The sequence below is a fragment of the Flagellimonas sp. genome (assembly GCF_965233845.1).
Classification (GTDB): Bacteria; Bacteroidota; Bacteroidia; order Flavobacteriales; family Flavobacteriaceae; genus Flagellimonas.
The window spans coordinates 4,159,634-4,178,135 of the sequence record NZ_OZ247584.1; the positions used below are offsets into that span (position 1 = coordinate 4,159,634).

Annotated in this window: 18 protein-coding genes; 9 read left to right on the forward strand and 9 right to left on the reverse strand. The window is 43.1% G+C overall.

Annotated elements, in window-relative coordinates; translation table 11 throughout:
* Positions 1–8 precede the first annotated feature (8 nt).
* On the forward strand, positions 9–1,145 hold the full coding sequence (locus ACO6S0_RS18585; protein ID WP_422349779.1) for a Gfo/Idh/MocA family protein: 1,137 nt from the start codon (positions 9–11) through the stop codon (positions 1,143–1,145).
* A 51-nt stretch (positions 1,146–1,196) separates the two neighbouring features.
* On the opposite strand, the gene ACO6S0_RS18590 is transcribed toward ACO6S0_RS18585, so the two are convergent.
* Together ACO6S0_RS18590 and ACO6S0_RS18595 are read right to left on the reverse strand one after the other, a co-directional pair.
* Positions 1,197–1,661: an ASCH domain-containing protein gene (locus ACO6S0_RS18590; protein ID WP_422349780.1), complete on the reverse strand. Its 465-nt coding sequence runs from the start codon at positions 1,659–1,661 to the stop codon at positions 1,197–1,199.
* A gap of 9 nt (positions 1,662–1,670) precedes the next feature.
* On the reverse strand, positions 1,671–3,374 hold the full coding sequence (locus tag ACO6S0_RS18595; protein ID WP_422349781.1) for a GMC oxidoreductase: 1,704 nt from the start codon (positions 3,372–3,374) through the stop codon (positions 1,671–1,673).
* A gap of 143 nt (positions 3,375–3,517) precedes the next feature.
* Between ACO6S0_RS18595 and ACO6S0_RS18600 the strand changes: the two genes are divergently transcribed.
* The 6 genes from ACO6S0_RS18600 (at position 3,518) to nadD (ending at position 8,196) form a co-directional block, all read left to right on the forward strand.
* Positions 3,518–4,570, forward strand: a complete 1,053-nt coding sequence (locus ACO6S0_RS18600; RefSeq protein WP_422349782.1) for a sugar phosphate isomerase/epimerase family protein — start codon at positions 3,518–3,520, stop codon at positions 4,568–4,570.
* Positions 4,567–5,316, forward strand: coding sequence for a 3-keto-disaccharide hydrolase (locus ACO6S0_RS18605; RefSeq protein ID WP_422349783.1), 750 nt, complete (start codon positions 4,567–4,569; stop codon positions 5,314–5,316). Before ACO6S0_RS18600 ends, ACO6S0_RS18605 begins: the two co-directional genes overlap by 4 nt.
* Position 5,317: 1 nt before the next feature.
* Complete coding sequence (locus ACO6S0_RS18610; RefSeq protein ID WP_422349784.1) at positions 5,318–6,076, forward strand: 3-keto-disaccharide hydrolase; 759 nt, start codon at positions 5,318–5,320, stop codon at positions 6,074–6,076.
* A gap of 77 nt (positions 6,077–6,153) precedes the next feature.
* Positions 6,154–7,011 (forward strand): YicC/YloC family endoribonuclease, encoded by an 858-nt coding sequence (locus tag ACO6S0_RS18615; protein WP_422349785.1) that lies wholly within the window; start codon positions 6,154–6,156, stop codon positions 7,009–7,011.
* Positions 7,008–7,607, forward strand: a complete 600-nt coding sequence (gmk, locus tag ACO6S0_RS18620; protein WP_422349786.1) for a guanylate kinase — start codon at positions 7,008–7,010, stop codon at positions 7,605–7,607. Before ACO6S0_RS18615 ends, gmk begins: the two co-directional genes overlap by 4 nt.
* 4 nt (positions 7,608–7,611) lie before the next feature.
* Positions 7,612–8,196: a nicotinate (nicotinamide) nucleotide adenylyltransferase gene (nadD, locus tag ACO6S0_RS18625; RefSeq protein ID WP_422349787.1), complete on the forward strand. Its 585-nt coding sequence runs from the start codon at positions 7,612–7,614 to the stop codon at positions 8,194–8,196.
* A gap of 2 nt (positions 8,197–8,198) precedes the next feature.
* On the opposite strand, the gene ACO6S0_RS18630 is transcribed toward nadD, so the two are convergent.
* Positions 8,199–8,915, reverse strand: coding sequence for a DUF6503 family protein (locus ACO6S0_RS18630; protein ID WP_422349788.1), 717 nt, complete (start codon positions 8,913–8,915; stop codon positions 8,199–8,201).
* Between the two features lie 18 nt (positions 8,916–8,933).
* Positions 8,934–11,216, reverse strand: a complete 2,283-nt coding sequence (locus ACO6S0_RS18635; RefSeq protein WP_422349789.1) for an inorganic phosphate transporter — start codon at positions 11,214–11,216, stop codon at positions 8,934–8,936.
* A 150-nt stretch (positions 11,217–11,366) separates the two neighbouring features.
* Here ACO6S0_RS18635 and dgt point away from each other — a divergent pair, with 150 nt between their 5' ends.
* Positions 11,367–12,725 carry a dGTP triphosphohydrolase gene (gene dgt, locus ACO6S0_RS18640; protein WP_422349790.1) on the forward strand — a complete coding sequence of 453 codons (1,359 nt, stop codon included), beginning with the start codon at positions 11,367–11,369 and terminating at the stop codon, positions 12,723–12,725.
* Here dgt and ACO6S0_RS18645 read toward each other — a convergent pair.
* Together ACO6S0_RS18645 and dxs are read right to left on the reverse strand one after the other, a co-directional pair.
* On the reverse strand, positions 12,722–13,780 hold the full coding sequence (locus ACO6S0_RS18645; RefSeq protein WP_422349791.1) for a DUF3078 domain-containing protein: 1,059 nt from the start codon (positions 13,778–13,780) through the stop codon (positions 12,722–12,724). The genes dgt and ACO6S0_RS18645 overlap by 4 nt on opposite strands.
* Before the next feature lie 6 nt (positions 13,781–13,786).
* Positions 13,787–15,550 (reverse strand): 1-deoxy-D-xylulose-5-phosphate synthase, encoded by a 1,764-nt coding sequence (dxs, locus tag ACO6S0_RS18650; RefSeq protein WP_422349792.1) that lies wholly within the window; start codon positions 15,548–15,550, stop codon positions 13,787–13,789.
* Between the two features lie 84 nt (positions 15,551–15,634).
* On the opposite strand from dxs, the gene ACO6S0_RS18655 reads away from it, so the two are divergent.
* Complete coding sequence (locus ACO6S0_RS18655; RefSeq protein ID WP_422351848.1) at positions 15,635–16,084, forward strand: nucleoside deaminase; 450 nt, start codon at positions 15,635–15,637, stop codon at positions 16,082–16,084.
* A 50-nt stretch (positions 16,085–16,134) separates the two neighbouring features.
* Here the strand turns inward: ACO6S0_RS18655 and ACO6S0_RS18660 are convergent, their stop codons facing one another.
* The 3 genes from ACO6S0_RS18660 to ACO6S0_RS18670 all read right to left on the reverse strand — a co-directional run bounded on the left by ACO6S0_RS18660 (position 16,135) and on the right by ACO6S0_RS18670 (position 18,454).
* Positions 16,135–16,329 (reverse strand): cold-shock protein, encoded by a 195-nt coding sequence (locus ACO6S0_RS18660; RefSeq protein ID WP_138836430.1) that lies wholly within the window; start codon positions 16,327–16,329, stop codon positions 16,135–16,137.
* Positions 16,330–16,409: 80 nt separating this feature from the next.
* Positions 16,410–16,673 (reverse strand): hypothetical protein, encoded by a 264-nt coding sequence (locus tag ACO6S0_RS18665; protein WP_422349793.1) that lies wholly within the window; start codon positions 16,671–16,673, stop codon positions 16,410–16,412.
* Entirely contained in the window at positions 16,670–18,454 is a 1,785-nt protein-coding gene (locus ACO6S0_RS18670; RefSeq protein ID WP_422349794.1) for a chloride channel protein, read from the reverse strand. The genes ACO6S0_RS18665 and ACO6S0_RS18670 overlap by 4 nt, the downstream gene beginning before the upstream one ends.
* Between the last annotated feature and the right edge of the window lie 48 nt (positions 18,455–18,502).

Sequence of the window (18,502 nt, forward strand, 5' to 3'; positions counted from 1 at the left end):
TAATATCAATGCCAAAAAAAATTAGACTAGGAATTATTGGAGGTGGAGGAGATTCCCTCATTGGAGTGTTGCATAGAGTAGCCTCATTTATCAATGACAATTATGAAATTGTAGGGGCGGTATTCAATCCCGACTTTGAGCAAAGTTTGGCTTTTGCAAAAGAAATTGATGTACCAACCGATCGTATTTATAAAGATTTTGACACCTTGGTGGAAGAGGAGTTGAAGCTTCCGGAAGATGAGCGCATTCAAGTCTGCTCTGTGCTAACTCCTAATTTCTTGCACTTCCCCATGGCCAAAAAACTGTTGGAAAACGGATTTCATGTCATTTGTGAAAAGCCGATGACCATGGATTACGAGGAGGCCAAGACCCTTCAAGAAGTCCATGAAAAATCTGGGAAAGTGTTTGCCTTGACGCATACGTACACAGGTTATCCTATGGTAAGGCAAATGCGTGAAATGATCAAGGCAGGTGCTTTGGGAAAAATCCATAAAGTGGATGCACGCTACTATCAAGGATGGATCAATACCGTTATTCACGATTCAGAAAAGCGGAAAACCGTATGGCGTTTGGATCCAGCCAAGGCTGGAATCAGTTCTTGTATTGGCGATATCGGGGTTCATGCATCCAATCTGATTGAATACACTACCGGACTAAAGATTAAGTCCGTTCTATGCGATTTCAATTATCTGTACGATGACAACCTAATGGATGTGGATGGTACTGTGTTGATCCGAATGGACAAACATGTAAAAGGAGTGGTGAGGGCGAGCCAAGTAGCGACAGGGGAAGAAAACGGATTGGCCATCGCAATTTATGGAGAAAAAGGTGCCTTTAGATGGGAGCAGGAAAAACCCAATTTCCTGTATAAGATGAGCGATACGGAACCGCTACAGGTGTACAAGCCTGGACATGCGTACAATTCCGAGCTTTCCTTAAATGCTTCCAAGATACCCGCAGGGCATCCAGAAGGTATTTTTGATTCCATGGCCAATATTTATCTGGGAGCTGCCAGGGCCATCCGCGGAGAGAACTACAATGATGGGGAGTTCCCTACCATGAGAGACGGGGTTCGGGGAATGAACTTTATCGAAAGCACCGTTGCTTCCCACAAACAAGGGAATGTTTGGGTGGAATTGGATTAGGGAGTAATCCCAACCTATAAAAGCATATTTAATGGCCGCTTTTTGCGGCCATTATCTTTGAAAGACCTTTTCAAAACGTTCAAAGACCACGATCATACTTTCTCGAGGTGTACGGTTGAATTCGGAGAGTTCGCGTGTATAATAGTCCCAATGGGTTTTTTTCCAATGTTCCAAGCTTTTGTCACCTTCCCCCTCCAAACGTGCATGCTCTGCATGTATGGCAAAGTAAGGAACCAATTTCACAGAGGTGGTTCTTATCACGCATTTCGCTTTTCCGGCCCAGTCCGTAACCACGGCAAAGTCACCAATTTTTGGCAGGGTTTCCTTCCTGTATTGAAGCCCCAACAAGGAATATGAGGTGGCACGTTTGATGTCTTTACAGACCAATTCGGCACAGGTATTGGAATCCTTTTCGTTGTCGCAAAAATGGATTACCCTTGGTGCATCTTCATCGGCGAATTCTAGATGGGCGTCCAGAAAATCGCCCCATAAGTTTCTAGCAGAAGCATTTTCCATAGTAGGTATTTAAGAAAATTTATTTTGTTTAAACTGTTCCGCTGCATGATTTGCAGCCCTGGCCGTAAAGGCCATATAGGTCAATGATGGATTTACACAGCTTGCAGAGGTCATAAAGGCGCCATCGGTTACATAAACGTTGGGTACGTCATGAACTTGATTGTGCCTGTTCAACACCGATGTTTTTGGATTGTGGCCCATGGGTGCTCCACCCATCTCGTGAATGCCAAGGCCTGGCCCAGTCTCATTTTCGTAGGCCTTAACATCCCGAAAACCAGCTACCTTGAGCATAGCAACCGCTTCTTCTTTGATGGTTTCCCGCATTTTAAGCTCGTTCTCCTTGAACTCCACGTCAAAATCCAGTTGGGGTAATCCCCATTGATCCTTTTTGTCCTTGCTTAAGGTCACACGGTTGTCCGGATACGGAAGCATTTCTCCAAAACCTGTCATACCTATTTGCCATCCTCCAGGCTTTAAAATAGCTTGTTTTAGGGACGCGCCATAACCCATTTCGGCTACCATTTCAGACCAATTACTTCTTCCTGCCCCACCTTGATAGCCAAAGCCGCGCAAGAAACCTTCGCGCTTGGTTTTGGCATCCAGATTAACAAATCTGGGAATATAAAAACCATTGGGCCTTCTCCCTTTATAGTACTTGTCCAAATGACCATCTACCTTTGCGGAAGCTCCCAATTGGTAATGGTGATCCATAATATTACGACCCACTTGGTCATAGTTGTTACCTATTCCATTGGGGAATGTTTTGGATTTGGATTGCAACAAAATCCCAACGGAGGCCATGGCAGAAGCACAGAGGAAGACTATTTTGCCCTTAAACTCCAATTTCTCATGGGTTTCCGCATCAATCACCCTTACTCCAGTGGCCATTTTTTTGTTCTCGTCATAAATGACTTCATGCACAATGGAGTTGGGGCGTAAGGTCATATTGCCGGCGCGTTCTGCAGCCGGTAGGGTGGATGAATTACTGCTAAAGTACCCTCCAAAAGGACAGCCCCGCCAACATCGATTTCTATATTGGCAAACTGTACGGCCTTCAAATTGGGCAGTTTTATCTGTAATATGGGCAACTCTTCCTATGGTCAAGAGCCTATCATCTTCAAAACCGGTTTTCATGGATGCCTGAAGCTCCTTTTCCACGCAATTCAGTTCCATAGGGGGTTGAAATTTGCCATCCGGTAACTGTTTTAGCCCTAAATTTTGCCCACTCACCCCTATATAGGTTTCCACCTTGTCATACCAAGGGGAAATATCCTTGTAGCGAACAGGCCAGTCCACTCCGTGTCCATCTTTCTTGTTGGCCTCAAAATCGATATCACTCCAGCGATAACTTTGTTTGCCCCAGGTTATAGACCTACCGCCCACATGGTAACCTCTGATCCAGTCAAAACGCTTGGTTTCTTGATAGGGATGCTCCAAATCGTTCACAAAAAAGTGCTTAACGTCATCCTTGGGAGCCCAACCCACACGAAGTTGTTTAGGGTATTTTTTCTTGTCTTCCAAGGAAAGTTCCCCTTTGTAGGGCATGTCCCAGGCATCCCAGTTCATGGTCTTGTAATCCTCAATATGTTTGACCATGGGGCCGCGTTCAAGCACAAGGGTCTTAAGGCCGTTTTCGCAAAGCTCCTTGGCTGCCCAACCTCCAGTGATTCCGGTTCCTACCACTATGGCATCATAAACCACATTTTCATTCACAATTGTGCTGTTTTTATTGTTGTCTTATCCCTATATTTATAACTTCTGCTACGGAAGATAAAAACATCCTTGGTTTTTTCTTAAAAATAGGAGATAAATCATAAAAAATTAACGAACAAACAATTCTTAGCAAAGCATTTTAAATGAAAACAATTAAAGGACCTGCAGTATTTTTAGCCCAATTTGTGGATGACCAAGCCCCCTTCAATTCCTTGGACGGACTATGTAAATGGGCTTCGGATTTGGGATATAAAGGGGTTCAAATTCCCACTTGGGTACCCTTCCTGATTGATTTGGACAAAGCTGCAGAAAGCCAAGACTATTGTGACGAACTCAAAGGTAAAGTCAATTCCTATGGTTTGGAAATCACGGAGCTGTCCACCCATTTGCAAGGACAGTTGGTGGCGGTGCATCCGGCCTATGACATTATGTTCGATAATTTTGCTCCGGATGCCGTAAAAAATAACCCAAAGGCCAGAACCCAATGGGCCGTGGAGACCGTAAAAAAAGCGGCAACGGCAAGTAGAAGGTTGGGAATTAAGGCCCATGCCACCTTCTCTGGAGCACTGCTATGGCATACTTGGCATCCTTGGCCACAGCGACCTCCAGGCCTGGTAGAAATGGGTTTTGAGGAACTGGCCAAAAGATGGATGCCCATTTTGAACCACTTTGATGAAGAAGGCGTTGATGTGTGCTACGAGATTCACCCAGGAGAGGATTTGCATGACGGAGACACCTTTGAACGCTTTTTGGAAGCCACTGGAAACCATAAACGGGTAAATATTCTATACGATCCAAGTCACTTTGTTTTGCAACAATTGGATTACATCACCTACATTGATCATTACCATGAATTCATCAAATCCTTCCATGTCAAGGATTCGGAGTTCAACCCAACAGGAAAGAAAGGTGCCTTTGGAGGTTACAACGACTGGGGTGATCGTGCCGGTAGATACCGTTCATTGGGGGATGGTCAAATTGACTTCAAAACCATATTTTCCAAATTGACCCAATATGGCTGCGACGTTTGGGCGGTAATGGAATGGGAATGCTGTATTAAGAGTCCGGAACAAGGGGCGCGTGAGGGAGCTATATTCATTCAGGATCATATTATAGAGGCCACGACCAAAACCTTTGATGATTTTGCAGGAGCAGCAACGGATAAAGAAAAACTTAAAAAAATACTGGGATTATGAAAAAATTGACCTTGTTGGCCCTGGTGGCCGTGCTCTTTGCATGTAAGGAGAAAGCCAAAGACGAACCCAAGGAAGAGACACAACAGGAAACTGAAACACAAATGGACAAGGAAGCTGAAGGATGGGTTACCTTATTTGATGGTTCCTCCTTTAACGGATGGCACTTGTATAATTCTGGAGAAATTGATGAGCCTTGGAAATTGGAAGATGGAAACATGGTTTTCTACCCGCCTAAAGAAAGAGAGGAAGGAGAAAGCTACAACATTGTAACGGATAAGGAGTTCACCAATTTTGTGCTGTCTTTGGAGTGGAAGATTTCCGAGGGAGGCAACAGTGGCATTTTTTGGGGGGTTTATGAGGGAAGCCAATTTGGTCAACCCTATTTGACCGGACCTGAAATCCAGGTCTTGGATGATGAAAGACATCCAGATGCCAAAAACGGGACTACCCACCAAGCGGGATCCCTTTATGATATGATCGCACCTTCCAAGAAAACAGTTAAACCTGCTGGGGAATGGAACCATGTGGAGTTGATGATCAACCATGAGACAAATAATGGGCATGTGATGCTCAATGGAGAAAAAATTGTAGAGTTCCCTGTCCATGGTGATGAATGGGATGCCATGGTTGCTGATTCCAAGTTTGCAGGTTGGGAAGGTTTTGGAGCTTACAAGACCGGAAAAATTGGATTGCAGGATCACGGGGATATCGTGTCTTACAGAAACATTAAAATCAAAGAGCTTTAGTATGCCCTTAAAATCTTATGTATTTGCCTTGTCAATTCTTTTGACGGCAAGCTCAGTATTTGGACAAGTAAATGGACCCACACAACCAGAAGCTACAGAAACCTATGAACCGGTACCCCCAAGGGTTACTCCTGGATCGGATGGAGCACCGCCTAGTGATGCCATAGTATTGTTCAATGGGAAGGATTTTGACCATTGGGTCAGCACTGCTGACAGTACAGCGGTAAAATGGCATTTGAACCAGGACGGTAGTATGACGGTCAAAGACAAAACAGGAAACATTCAGACCAAACAAAATTTTGGAAGCATACAACTGCATATTGAATGGAAATCCCCAAAGGAGGTTCAAATGTCTGGACAAAACCGTGCCAATAGTGGTGTTTTTCTCCAAGGGCTTTATGAGGTACAGGTGTTGGATAACAACGATAACGGCACCTATGTGAATGGGCAGGTAGGATCCATCTACAAGCAATCGGTTCCCTTGGCCATGGCCTCCGTACCCTCTGGGGAATGGAACACTTATGATATTATCTACCATGCCCCAAAATTCAGTAGGGGCGGAAACATAGTTGCTCCTGCCACAATTACCGTATTGCATAATGGCGTTTTGATCCAAGATCATTTTGAGATTGAAGGCCCTTCTGAATACATCGGTTGGCCTCAGTATAAATCCCATGGCAAGAGACCCTTGATGCTACAGGACCATAGGGACAATAGTAGGGTAAGCTATAGAAATATCTGGGTTCGGGAACTGGACTAGGATATCAGCGGCATTGTTTCTACGAAAGGGAGCCAAATCCTATTTTGGTTACCTTTGCCAAAATTTAATCATCCCATATGATTCAATCCATGACCGGTTTTGGAAAGCACGTGGTGCAACTTCCTTCCAAAAAAGTGACCATCGAGATCAAATCCCTCAACAGTAAAAACCTGGACATCAATGCCAGGATTCCACAATCGTATAGGGAGAAAGAACTGGAATTGAGAAAGATGATTGCAGATGTGCTGGTTCGTGGTAAAGTAGACCTGGGACTTTATGTTGAAATCACCGGAGAGGAGACCACGGCAGAGGTAAACCAAGGCGTGGTAAAGAAATACATGCAGCAATTGGCCAATATTACCGAAGGGGATGATCTTAAATTACTAGAGCTTGCTTTACGAATGCCCGATACCTTAAAAACCGAAAAGAACGATATTGACCCCTCAGAGTATGAGGCCATTGTCAAGGCGATGAAACAAGCCCTGTCCGAAATATCCAAGTTTAGAAGCGAGGAGGGCAAGGTTTTGGAAAAAGATTTTTTGTCCAGATTGGACGGCTTGAATCAATTATTGCAAAAGGTAAGGGAAATGGATCCCGAACGATTGAACACGGTTAGGGAACGTTTGGAAAAGGCAGTGGCCGATTTGACCGTTGAGGTGGATGCCAATCGCTTTGAGCAGGAATTGATTTACTACTTGGAGAAGTATGATATTACCGAAGAAAAGGTTCGGCTGGACAACCATTTAAAGTACTTTGAGACCACCTTGAAGTCCAATGACTCCAATGGCAAAAAGCTAGGATTTATTGCCCAGGAAATAGGTAGGGAAATCAATACCATTGGTTCCAAGGCCAATTATGCGCCCATGCAACAACTGGTGGTGCAAATGAAGGATGAACTGGAAAAGATCAAAGAACAAATGTTGAATGTGCTATGAAAAAAAGAGGGAAGCTCATTATCTTTTCGGCCCCTTCGGGCAGTGGAAAAACCACCATTGTTAGGCATCTTTTGGAACAACCTGAGCTCAATTTAGCCTTTTCTGTTTCCGCCACATCCAGACCCCAGAGGGGCGAGGAGCGGGATGGAATCAATTATTACTTTATGTCCATTCCGGAGTTTAAAAAGCATATAAAAAATGGCGATTTCCTGGAATGGGAAGAAGTGTACCGAGATAATTTCTATGGCACTTTGAATAGTGAGGTGGAACGATTATGGGCCGAAGGAAAAAATGTGATTTTTGATATTGATGTGGTTGGGGGACTTCGAATCAAAAAGAAGTTTCCAGAAGAAACCTTGGCGGTTTTTGTGAAACCACCGAGTGTTGATGAACTTAAGATTCGTCTTAAAAAGCGAAGCACTGAAAGTGAGGACAAGATAAACATGCGTGTGGCCAAAGCTTCAGTGGAATTGGCCACTGCCCCGCAGTTTGACAAAGTAATCAAGAACTACGACCTTGACGTGGCACTTCAAGAATCCCACAAGCTGGTAGCGGATTTTGTTGGAGCCGAAATTCCAGATTTCGAGGAAAAATAGCAGGATGAAACAGGTAGGACTTTACTTTGGTACGTTCAACCCCATTCATATAGGCCATTTGGCCATTGCCAATCATATGGTGGAGTTTTCCTCTTTGGATGAGGTTTGGTTTGTGATTACCCCGCAAAGTCCGTTTAAGGCCAAGCAAACGCTTTTGGATGACCATCACAGGTATCAGATGGTTTATGAAGCGGTCCAGGATTATCCGAAGTTGAAACCCAGCACAATTGAATTCAACCTGCCCCAACCCAACTATACGGTCAATACATTAATTCATCTGGAGGAACAGTTTGGAAAGGAGCATCAGTTTTCCCTGATTATGGGAGAGGACAACCTTAGGAGCTTCCACAAATGGATAAACTACGAGACCATATTGGAAAATTATTCCATTTATGTGTATCCCAGAATTTCGGAAGGTACTTTGGAACACCAATTTAAGGACCATCCAAAAATTCATAGGGTGAAGGCCCCTATTATGGAAATTTCCTCCACCTTTATACGTAAATCACATAAAGAAGGAAAAAACATCAAGCCCTTGCTTCCCGAAGCGGTTTGGAAGTATATGGATGAAATGAATTTTTATAGATAAACCTATTCGGCCTTGTTTGATAGGATATCAGTCCCCAGATATTTGTCATCCTTATTGTAGTACCACGCTCTGGTTTTGGGCATTTTAATGCCATTGACCTCCTCCAAACCTTGCAGTAAAATATACTCTCCATCACCCTTGGATTCATCATGGTAAAATTGATAGACCTCCATGGCGTAGGTTTTGGGATCAAAATAGAAATACCAGACATCGTTGCCCACACCCTCTTCATAACTTACCTTTAAGACCAGATATTCCTTCCCCTTGAACGTTTTGGTTTGGACCTTGTCGTCCAGTACGGCACCAGGATCTTTGATCTTCATAGGCAACCCATAGAGGTAGGTGTAATAATCCCGCATGATTTTGCCACGATCACAGGTCAAACGAAATTCTTTCCGTTGCTCTTCGGATATTTCGGAACTGCCATTTAAAGTGGTGGTGCATTGCTGTTTGTCAAACTTGAAACCAAATTGGTTTCCATTTTGATCCACCATCAACCCAAACTGTTGTCTGGGAACATTTAATGAAATTACACTGGTGCGATCCTCGGATTTAGGAGTTTCCATACGCACCACAAACTCACTGTTAAAAGTAGACCATTCCCTGTTTGGGTCATGAAAATTAATGGTTCTTTCCAGTAATTCCTCCACAGATATGGCTGTTTGGGCCTGAAGGGCATTGCAGAGGAGCAAAGCCAATAAAAAAGTAAGATAACGCATACTGGCAAGTTAATTAATTTACTCGGAACCTGAACCGGGGATACGGGCTGGCTCCACAGAACTGTCGTGTTCCACAAAGTAGAGCTCCAAAAGCTCATAGATGACTTCTATTAAATCCTTGCTCTCGGTCAATAGGGAAAAGTAAAGTGTAGTGTTCTTGGGACTCGATTCCTCTGTTCTTGTTCTTGATATCTGTCGGGCTATCTTGTCTGATACCAAATTGAAGAGTTCCTTTCGGGTTTCCAAGACTCGTTGAATGTCCTCAAAGGATCGATTCTCAAATATTTTATACCCTTGCTCAAAAAGCGCATCAATCTTGTAATCAAGTTCTTTTAGCTCCTTGATTTGATTGTATTTTAACTTTTTGTGGTTGTTGTTCACATGTTTATGGCTCACTTTACCGATGTACTCCAGGGATTGGGACATGTCCGTTAAGTGGGTCAAGGTATTGATGTAAAAATTACTTGCCCCAACATTGGCCTCATCCAGATTTTTGATAAAGAAGAAAAGATGATTTCTAAGATCTTCTATTTCAGACGAAAGCTTAGCGCCCTGTTTCTTGTTTTTCTTTAAAAGCTCCAAATCTTGTTTTGCCAACCCATTTATGGAATTGGTATAGATCTTATTGGTTCTTTTGATTACGTTGGCAATGTTGCTGGCACTTTCCTCAATGACTCCTTGAATGGAACTGCTTTCGGCCCTACGAAGACTATCTTCTGCTTTGATTACCTTGGTTTTCCTATTATGGGACAAATAGTTACGTAGAAGGATCACGGCAGCAAACAGCAGCAAAACAATCAGTGCTACAAATTTGCCCAAGTGTAGGATGTAAGCGATTATCGCTGCCGCCACAAAAGCACTGAGGGCGGTAAAGAACCAACCTCCGATCACATTCAAAACCCCCGCAACTCGATATACAGCACTTTCCGCGCCCCATGCACGATCCGCCAAAGAGGTTCCCATGGCCACCATAAAAGTCACATAGGTTGTTGACAGCGGAAGTTTCATGGATGTGGCAATGGAAATCAAAACACTGGCCACCATAAGATTCACGGACGCCCTGATCAGGTCAAATGCAGGTTGATCTTGCACTTTGGTTTTGGGTACATAAGTATTGGGAAGCACAAATTGTTTATCCACCCTTTTTTGTATGGAGGGAGGAACAACCTTGCCTAAATTGGAAAAGGCAGTAATACTGAACTTCACCAATTGCCTAGAAAGATAATTGGGCTGAAAGCGCTCCTCTCCCTCATCCTGTCTGGAAAGGTCTACACTGGTTTTGACAACGCTTTTGGCTTTGGAAGAAAACCAAAGGGTGATTACCATGATGCCTCCAGAAAGCAGTAATAGTAAAGTTGGGGTCTGAACCGCAGCCGACAGACCACTCATATTGAACTCATTGGGGGCAATCCCGGATATTTGCCAATCTTGAAATGACTGCAATGCAGCAATCGGAACACCAATAAAATTGACAAGATCATTCCCAGCAAAGGCCATGGCCAATGCAAAAGTTCCAAAAGCAATTACGATTTTATAGATATTCCATCTGAGAAAAACAGCTAAGATGTACGAGATAAAACTCCAAATAATGATATTGGCCAAGATGAACAAGAAGGGCTGTTCGGCCACAAAACCAGAAACGGAATCGTTGAACAGGGCAGCGCTTTTCAATCCCTTCACCAAAATGAAGTAAATAATGGCGGAGATAGCCAATCCACCATAAATGGACTCCACCCATTTCGGTTTGGACTTAAAGTCAAATGAAATCAAGAGCCTTGATATAAATTGAATAATTGCTCCTATGGTAAAGGCTATAAAGACCGATAATAGTATCCCGAAAATAATCTGTGCTGCCTTATCCGTGTTAATGTAAGCCCCCAAATCAGAGAAAGTCCCATCCACATTGATGATTTTCACCAAGGAAATGGCAACGGAGGCACCCAAGAGTTCAAAAACTATGGATACCGTGGTTGAGGTAGGCATACCCAAGGTGTTGAAAAAATCCAGCAGCAGAATATCCGTAATCATGACCGCCATGAAAATGAACATGATTTCCTCAAAAACAAATTCACCCGGATTGAAGATTCCCTTTCTGGCCACTTCCATCATTCCGCTTGATGACATGGCACCAAAGGCGATACCAACACTGGCAATGATCATAATGGTCTTGAAGGATATGGCCTTGGACCCGATTGCGGAGTTTAAGAAGTTAACGGCATCGTTGCTGACACCCACTACCAAATCGGTAATTGCCAAGATTCCCAAAGCAATAACCATGAAAATATAGATGTTCTCCCCCATCAAAAAAGAAATATGGCAAAAATGCCATTATAAATTCGAAATGAAGTTACCAAAGTGTTACCAAATCACGTAACAAATCATGCAAATATATGGGCTTTTCCGAGTTGGGCTATGTCTTTTGACATATCTTCGTCCAAAACTAAATCACCTATGGATTGGGAACAATTATTGTCTCTAAAAAGGCAAGGAGATACCCATAAAAGATTGCGAAAGGAGCAAAATGAAACCCGACTGGGTTTTGAGGTGGATTATGACCGAATCATTTTCTCCTCGGCGTTCCGAAGTCTCCAAGACAAGACCCAAGTTGTTCCCATGCCCATTAGTGTAGGATCAAAAAAGGCTTTTGTACACACAAGACTGACCCATAGTTTGGAGGTTTCGGTGGTGGGACGAAGTTTGGGCCGGGTTGCCGGGCAACGAATCTTGGCCAAAAACCCCTATTTGACGGAAATACATGGATATCAATTCAATGATTTTGGAGCTATAGTCGCTGCTGCGGCTTTGGCCCATGATATTGGAAACCCGCCTTTTGGACATAGCGGGGAAAAATCCATTGGCAATTTCTTTGCGCAAGGGAATGGAAAGGCGTTCAAAAGCTATTTAACGGAAAATGAATATCAAGATTTGGTTGACTTTGAAGGCAATGCCAACGGATTTAAGTTGCTTACAGAATCCAAAGAAGGTATTCCAGGTGGACTTCGTTTGAGCTATGGGACCTTAGGGGCGTTCATGAAATACCCCAAGGGATCGCTGCCCCAAAAACCCTCCAAGCATATCGCCGACAAGAAGTTTGGTTTCTTTCAATCGGAGAAGGATATTTTTTTGGAGGTGGTGGAAGAAATAGGGTTGGTTAAAAACCCCAGTCACCCTGACATTGGGTTCTACAGACATCCTTTGACCTATTTAGTAGAGGCGGCGGATGATATTTGTTATACCATCATCGACTTTGAGGATGGGATCAACCTTGGGCTTATTCCTGAGGAATATGCCTTGGAATATCTGATCAATTTGGTGAAGGACAACATCAATACCAAGAAATACAATGCCATAGCAAGTTCAAGTGACCGATTGAGTTATTTGCGGGCCTTGGCCATCAACACCTTGATTGGTGATGCGGTAGAAGTCTTTGACAAACACTCCGAGGAGATTATGAGTGGCGGCTTTGCATCTGCGTTACTGGATAAGGGAAGGTATCAAGCCCAAATAGACGACATCATTAAATTGAGTGTTGAAAAAGTCTATCAATCCCAAGAGGTTATAGATAAGGAATTGGCTGGGTATCGGATTATTTCAGATATTTTGGATATCTACACAACGGCCCTGCTTAACATCAAGAATGGCAAAGGAACCAATTACGATAAATTGTTGGTCAAAAGTCTTCCGGAAAATTATACCAACACCGATGCATCGGTCTACAAGATCCTATTGGACACCAGTTGTTATGTGGCCAGTTTATCGGACAGTGCGGCGGTACACCTGCACAACAAACTTATGGGGAAAGAGTTTTAGAAGGCATAGTTGAGCCCAACCCCTAACAATTGTTTGAACTGGATTCTGGGAATTCCAGGGTCTATAATATTTCCATCGGCGTCCGCCACCTCATCAAACTTGATGTCATCATCAAAGATCACATGTGTTCCAATATTGGCTTTGATGTATTTATTTACCGTGAGGTTAAAATTGAGCTCCCAATCCACATCAACGTTCCCAAAACTCTCAATATAGTCCGTGTATAGACTTAAGCTATGATTCATGATTACATTTTTCACCACCTCCGTTTCCCAGGAATTGGTCACTAAAAACCCAAACTCCATAAAAGTGTGCTCACCTTTGTCCACACCAAAAACCCCTTGATTGGAAAGCTCTTCGTCCAGAACAAATGTTGCCTTTTGGGTAATTGGGGAAATATAGAGATTGAATTTCTTCCCATCGGGAATATAAGAGGTTCCCGCACCAAGGAACAAGTAGCCAGGTGCCATAAAACGGGAAATGGGGTTGGTCCTATTGGGATACTTGTATCCGTTGGAAAATTGTGTGTTGAAGTTGGCTTTTACGGAGTAGTACCAATCGGTAATAGTGTCTTTTCTAAAACCAAAGGTTGAAGCGATCCTAATCTGATCATCAGTTTTCCGCAGCTGTCGCCCTTCTTGGGCATTAAGTCCATATCGGAGCCTTAATTCATTGTTCCAATTGAGGTATCTAAATTTATAGTTTCGCGTAAACCTTGCGTTGGCCAATGCCGAAACGGAATTATCTCCACCTGCATTCCAGTTTACAAAGGCTACTTCATTTAGATTGATGCCCAGTTCATTGGTCTTGGCCCAAAACGACTGCGGCACAAATTTCTTATACTTTTTTAATAAAGGCTTTATACGGTTCAAAGGTGTTCTGGGGTCGGTAAGTTTGGCCGCCCTGGTAAGATACTTCAGTTTGACATCCTTGATTTTCACCACTTGAAAACCAGGTTCAACGGAGTCTCTTTCGAATACATTTAAAGAATTTACTTGTGCACTGATGGAAAAGGACACTGCAAAGAAAAGAAACAGTAAAAGGGTTGATCGCATTTTGGTTTAGGTTGATTTTATATAAGAGAAAATTGCATCAAAATCTATACCAGCCATGGTATGTGTTTCTGAAATTGTTCCATGTTCAACAAAATTATCAGGTATTCCGAAAATCTTAACGGGTTTTTTAAAATTTTCTTGATTGGCAAATTCCAGAATGGCAGAACCAAAGCCGCCCATTTGACATCCATCTTCCAAGGTAATGATGTGATCGTATGTCTGAAATACCTGCTTTAACAATTTGTGATCCAATGGCTTGACGAAACGCATATCGTAATGGCCAATTTCATTCGCATTATCCAGCTTTTCCAGCAATTTAGGAACCCGATTTCCAATATGTCCAATGGTAAGTATGGCGATTCTGGAACCTTGTTGTAAGCAACGGGCCTTGCCCAATGCGATGGGTTCAAACTGGTTTTTCCACTCCAGATTTGCACCCCTTCCCCTAGGGTATCGAATAGCAATGGGACCTGTTGTTTCTTTCTGAACGGTGAACATCATGTTTCGGAGTTCCATCTCGTTCATGGGAGAAAAAATAGTGAGATTGGGGATACATCTTAGATAGGCCAAATCAAAAACGCCGTGATGGGTAGGACCATCCTGGCCCACCAATCCAGCGCGATCCAAACAGAACACCACTGGAAGGTTTTGTAGGGCAACATCATGAATGACCTGATCGTAGGCGCGTTGTAAAAAGGTGGAATAGATATTGCAGAATGGGATCAATCCTTGGGTGGCCATTCCAGCTGCCAAGGTTACGGCATGTTGCTCAGCAATACCTACGTCAAAAGCCCTATCCGGAATTTCGTCCATCATGAATTTCAAGGAGCTTCCTGTGGGCATGGCTGGTGTAATTCCAACAATCTTTTCATTTTTCCTTGCCAGTTCCACAAGCGTATGTCCAAAAACATCTTGGTATTTTGGGGGTTGTTGTTCCCCTGTTTGATGTATACGCTCTCCGGTATATTTGTCAAATTTTCCCGGAGCGTGGTATACCACCTGATTTTCTTCAGCCTTTTTTAGGCCTTTCCCCTTTGTGGTGATGACGTGCAATAGTTTGGGCCCAGGAACATTTTTTAGGCGCTCCAACTCTGCAATCAACGCATGCACGTCATGGCCATCCATTGGACCGGAATAATTCAAATTGAGGCATTCAAAGATATTTTCATCCTTGGCCGTCCCCTTCTTTACGTTGGTCAAATATTTTTTTAAAGCGCCAACACTTGGATCAATCCCTATGGCATTGTCATTCAATATAATGAGCGTATTGGTATTGGATACGCCCAGATGGTTCAGCCCTTCAAAAGCTATACCACTGGCAATGGAAGCATCCCCGACCACCGCAATATGCTGCTTGGATTGATTACCCTTAAGCTTAGAGGCCATGGCCATTCCTAAAATGGCAGAAATAGCGGTAGAGCTGTGGCCAGTGCCAAAATCGTCATACAAACTTTCTGCGCGCTTGGGAAAACCACTAATCCCGTCCTTCTGCCTGTTGGTATCAAAGATTTCCTTTCTACCTGTCAATATCTTATGGCCATAGGCTTGATGCCCCACATCCCAAATGAGTTTATCGTTGGGGGTGTCAAAAACATAATGTAATGCGATGGTGAGTTCCACAACCCCAAGGCTGGCACCCAGATGTCCCTCTTTTGTGGCAACGATGTCGATGATGAATTCCCGAAGTTCTTGCGCAAGCAGGGGCAACTCGGATACCGACAGCTTTTTGAGGTCTTGAGGGGAATTGATATGTGTTAAAAGTTTTTTCAAGGAAACAAAAAACAAAAATACCCATATTCCCTAAAATGATTTTATCCGTAGCTTAGCCATCTTATAAAAGATTACAAGCAAATGGTGGAGAATCCGTTCGATGATACTTATTTTATGAAGAAGGCACTGCAAGAGGCCCAAATAGCCTTTGAAAATGGGGAAGTTCCGGTTGGGGCTGTAGTTGCGGTCAACAACAGGATTATTGGACGTGCCCACAACCTAACAGAACGTTTGAAAGATGTTACTGCGCATGCCGAAATGCAAGCGATCACCGCTGCTTCCAATTTTTTGGGAGGGAAATATCTACACGGCTGCACTTTGTATGTGACACTGGAACCCTGCCAAATGTGTGCAGGGGCCTTGTATTGGAGTCAGGTGTCCCGAGTGGTATATGGCGCACCCGATCTGGAACGGGGATTTAAGGTAATGGGAGGTCATATGCATCCCAAAACCGAGGTCATTGGGGGGATTTTGGAGAATGAGTCCTCTGAATTGCTGAAACGGTTTTTTATTCAGAGGAGGAACCTAAACTAAAAAACCCTGATGTTACCATCAGGGCTTTGTCAAATCAAAATAAAATATTGTTATCCGATTACCTGCACTTGTGCAGCAACCACTCCTTTTCTTCCTTCTTCTTCTTGGTATTCTACTTTGTCGCCTTCGTTCAATTCCACTCCGTTCAATGCGGTAACATGAACGAAAATGTCTTTTCCTGTGTCGTCGTTGGTAATGAAGCCATAACCTTTGGATCCATTAAAAAATTTTACTGTGCCAGTCATTAAAATAAATAATTGTTAAAGTACTAATGTAGTTTATTTTAATTTGCTTTGGATGATTTCAACTTTAAATCTTAAGAAAATTATTGATTTTCAGTCTTTTTTTCCTCGTTTGACTGCATCTTTTTAATGTTCTCCTTGGTCAACATATAATCTTTCATCTGCTTACCCTTACTTGCTTTTAGTAAGAAAAGGGGCATGGCCACCAAAAACAGTCCAGCAGTTCCGGCACCAATAAATTTATTCGCTACTCGCGTATTTTCTTCTTTGATGGCGAAACCATAGATGATGGAACCAAAGGAGGCGATTACCGCAAAAATGATGATATATTTTAGTTTGAATTTCATCGGGTGTAATTGATCAATTTTCTTCGATAGGCGGTCAAGAGCTTGGATTTTGAAATAAATCCGACATATTTACCATCCTTGATCACAGGTAGGTTCCAAGCACCACTGTCCTGAAATTTTCGCATCACCTGTTTCATGTTGTCCGAATTGTAAAAAATATGCTCAGGGGGGGCATGCATCAGATTTTTGACATAGACCGTGTCATAAAGCTTTTTATCAAACATAAACTCACGGATGTCATCCAAAACGATAATGCCCATTAACTTTTGGTTCTCGTCCAACACAGGAAATATGTTCCGTTTGGATTTGGAAACGGATTCATGCAACATTTGCCCCAAGGACATTTCTGGATGTACCGACTTAAAGTTTGTCTCGATGACGTCATCCATTTCCATCAATCCCAAGACCATTTGGTCTTTGTTGTGGGTGAGCAGGGCTCCAATTTTGGCCAATTCTTTGGTGTAAATGGTGTAGTCCAGTGCGTTTTTAGTGATGAGATAGGAAATAGAAGCGGTAATCATCAATGGCACAAAAAGTTGATACCCGCCTGTTATTTCGGCAATCAAGAATATGGCGGTCAAAGGGGCATGGATAACCCCCGCAATCAAGCCAGCCATTCCAATCAAGGTGAAATTACTTTCTGAGACATCGAAGCCCAACCCTAAATTGTTGATGACCTTGGCCACCACGTTTCCCAAAGCACTTCCCATCACCATAGTTGGGATGAAAATTCCACCAGCACCTCCGGCGGCAAAGGTAGTTGTCATGGCAATGGCCTTGAAAATGGTAATGCCAAACAAGAGGGCTATCACCACCCAAATATTGTGGGTGTAGGCATCAAAAGGGGTTTTGCCCAATGCTTCAATATGGTCCCCATCCAATAAATTATTTATGAAACCAAACCCTTCACCATATAAAGGTGGAATGGCATATAACATAATTCCTATGGCCAAACCGCCAACCAAAAGCTTGTATTTTGGACTTTTAAAGCGTTTGAAAAACTCCAAAATGGAGAAGTACATTTTGGTAAAGTAGATGGAAGCAAAAGCGGTGCCTACCCCCAATAATATGTAAAAGAAAGTGTCTTTAAGTGCAAACCCCTCGGATAATGAGAAACTAAAAAGTACTTCGTTCCCCAAAAAGAAATAGGAGGTAAGCACTCCGGAAATAGAAGCCAAAAGCAAGGGCAACATGGATAACATGGTAAGGTCGAGGGTAAAAACCTCCACCGCAAAAATAATGGCCGCAATGGGCGATTGAAAAATGGAAGAAATGGCTCCCGCAGAAGCACAGGCCACCAAAAGGGAACGGGTCTTGGCATCAATATGGAACAACCTGCTTAGATTGGAACTTATGGCGGCCCCAGATTTTACAGCTGGCCCCAACAATCCTACGGAACCTCCAAAACCAACGGTTAGGGGTGCCGCTATCAATGGGGTGTAGATGTCTTTGACCTTTAAGAGGCCTCCTTTTTTGGAGAGGGAAAAAATAATGGAAGAAACAGCATGCTGTATAGGCTTTTTATGTACAAATTTTACATAAAGGTACACTAAGGTCAATCCAAACACGGGTAAAATAAAATAGAGCTGGTTTTCCGAAACCACTATCCCAGCTTCCAATAATTCTTCAATGAAATATGTGATGTTCTTTAAGGTGACCGCAGCCAATCCGGCCATAAACCCCACCACTACGCTCATAATGTGTACAAAGGTTTTGTTGGAGATATTTTTATATCGCCATTTGAGAAATCGGGTGAGGAGATTTTTCTTTTTGTTGGGCATTGGGTGCAACTGTACTTAAAAGTATTAAAAATCCCGCTCAGCGGCGGG

What these genes read in the sequence shown, in the direction of transcription:
- ACO6S0_RS18585 (WP_422349779.1), top strand. Translation starts at nt 9, where the DNA reads ATGCCAAAAAAAATTAGACTAGGAATTATTGGAGGTGGAGGAGATTCC.
- ACO6S0_RS18590 (WP_422349780.1), bottom strand. Translation starts at nt 1,661, where the DNA reads ATGGAAAATGCTTCTGCTAGAAACTTATGGGGCGATTTTCTGGACGCC.
- ACO6S0_RS18600 (WP_422349782.1), top strand. Translation starts at nt 3,518, where the DNA reads ATGAAAACAATTAAAGGACCTGCAGTATTTTTAGCCCAATTTGTGGAT.
- ACO6S0_RS18605 (WP_422349783.1), top strand. Translation starts at nt 4,567, where the DNA reads ATGAAAAAATTGACCTTGTTGGCCCTGGTGGCCGTGCTCTTTGCATGT.
- ACO6S0_RS18610 (WP_422349784.1), top strand. Translation starts at nt 5,318, where the DNA reads ATGCCCTTAAAATCTTATGTATTTGCCTTGTCAATTCTTTTGACGGCA.
- ACO6S0_RS18615 (WP_422349785.1), top strand. Translation starts at nt 6,154, where the DNA reads ATGATTCAATCCATGACCGGTTTTGGAAAGCACGTGGTGCAACTTCCT.
- gmk (WP_422349786.1), top strand. Translation starts at nt 7,008, where the DNA reads ATGAAAAAAAGAGGGAAGCTCATTATCTTTTCGGCCCCTTCGGGCAGT.
- nadD (WP_422349787.1), top strand. Translation starts at nt 7,612, where the DNA reads ATGAAACAGGTAGGACTTTACTTTGGTACGTTCAACCCCATTCATATA.
- ACO6S0_RS18630 (WP_422349788.1), bottom strand. Translation starts at nt 8,915, where the DNA reads ATGCGTTATCTTACTTTTTTATTGGCTTTGCTCCTCTGCAATGCCCTT.
- ACO6S0_RS18635 (WP_422349789.1), bottom strand. Translation starts at nt 11,216, where the DNA reads ATGGGGGAGAACATCTATATTTTCATGGTTATTGCTTTGGGAATCTTG.
- dgt (WP_422349790.1), top strand. Translation starts at nt 11,367, where the DNA reads ATGGATTGGGAACAATTATTGTCTCTAAAAAGGCAAGGAGATACCCAT.
- ACO6S0_RS18645 (WP_422349791.1), bottom strand. Translation starts at nt 13,780, where the DNA reads ATGCGATCAACCCTTTTACTGTTTCTTTTCTTTGCAGTGTCCTTTTCC.
- ACO6S0_RS18660 (WP_138836430.1), bottom strand. Translation starts at nt 16,329, where the DNA reads ATGACTGGCACAGTAAAATTTTTTAATGGATCCAAAGGTTATGGCTTC.
- ACO6S0_RS18665 (WP_422349793.1), bottom strand. Translation starts at nt 16,673, where the DNA reads ATGAAATTCAAACTAAAATATATCATCATTTTTGCGGTAATCGCCTCC.
- ACO6S0_RS18670 (WP_422349794.1), bottom strand. Translation starts at nt 18,454, where the DNA reads ATGCCCAACAAAAAGAAAAATCTCCTCACCCGATTTCTCAAATGGCGA.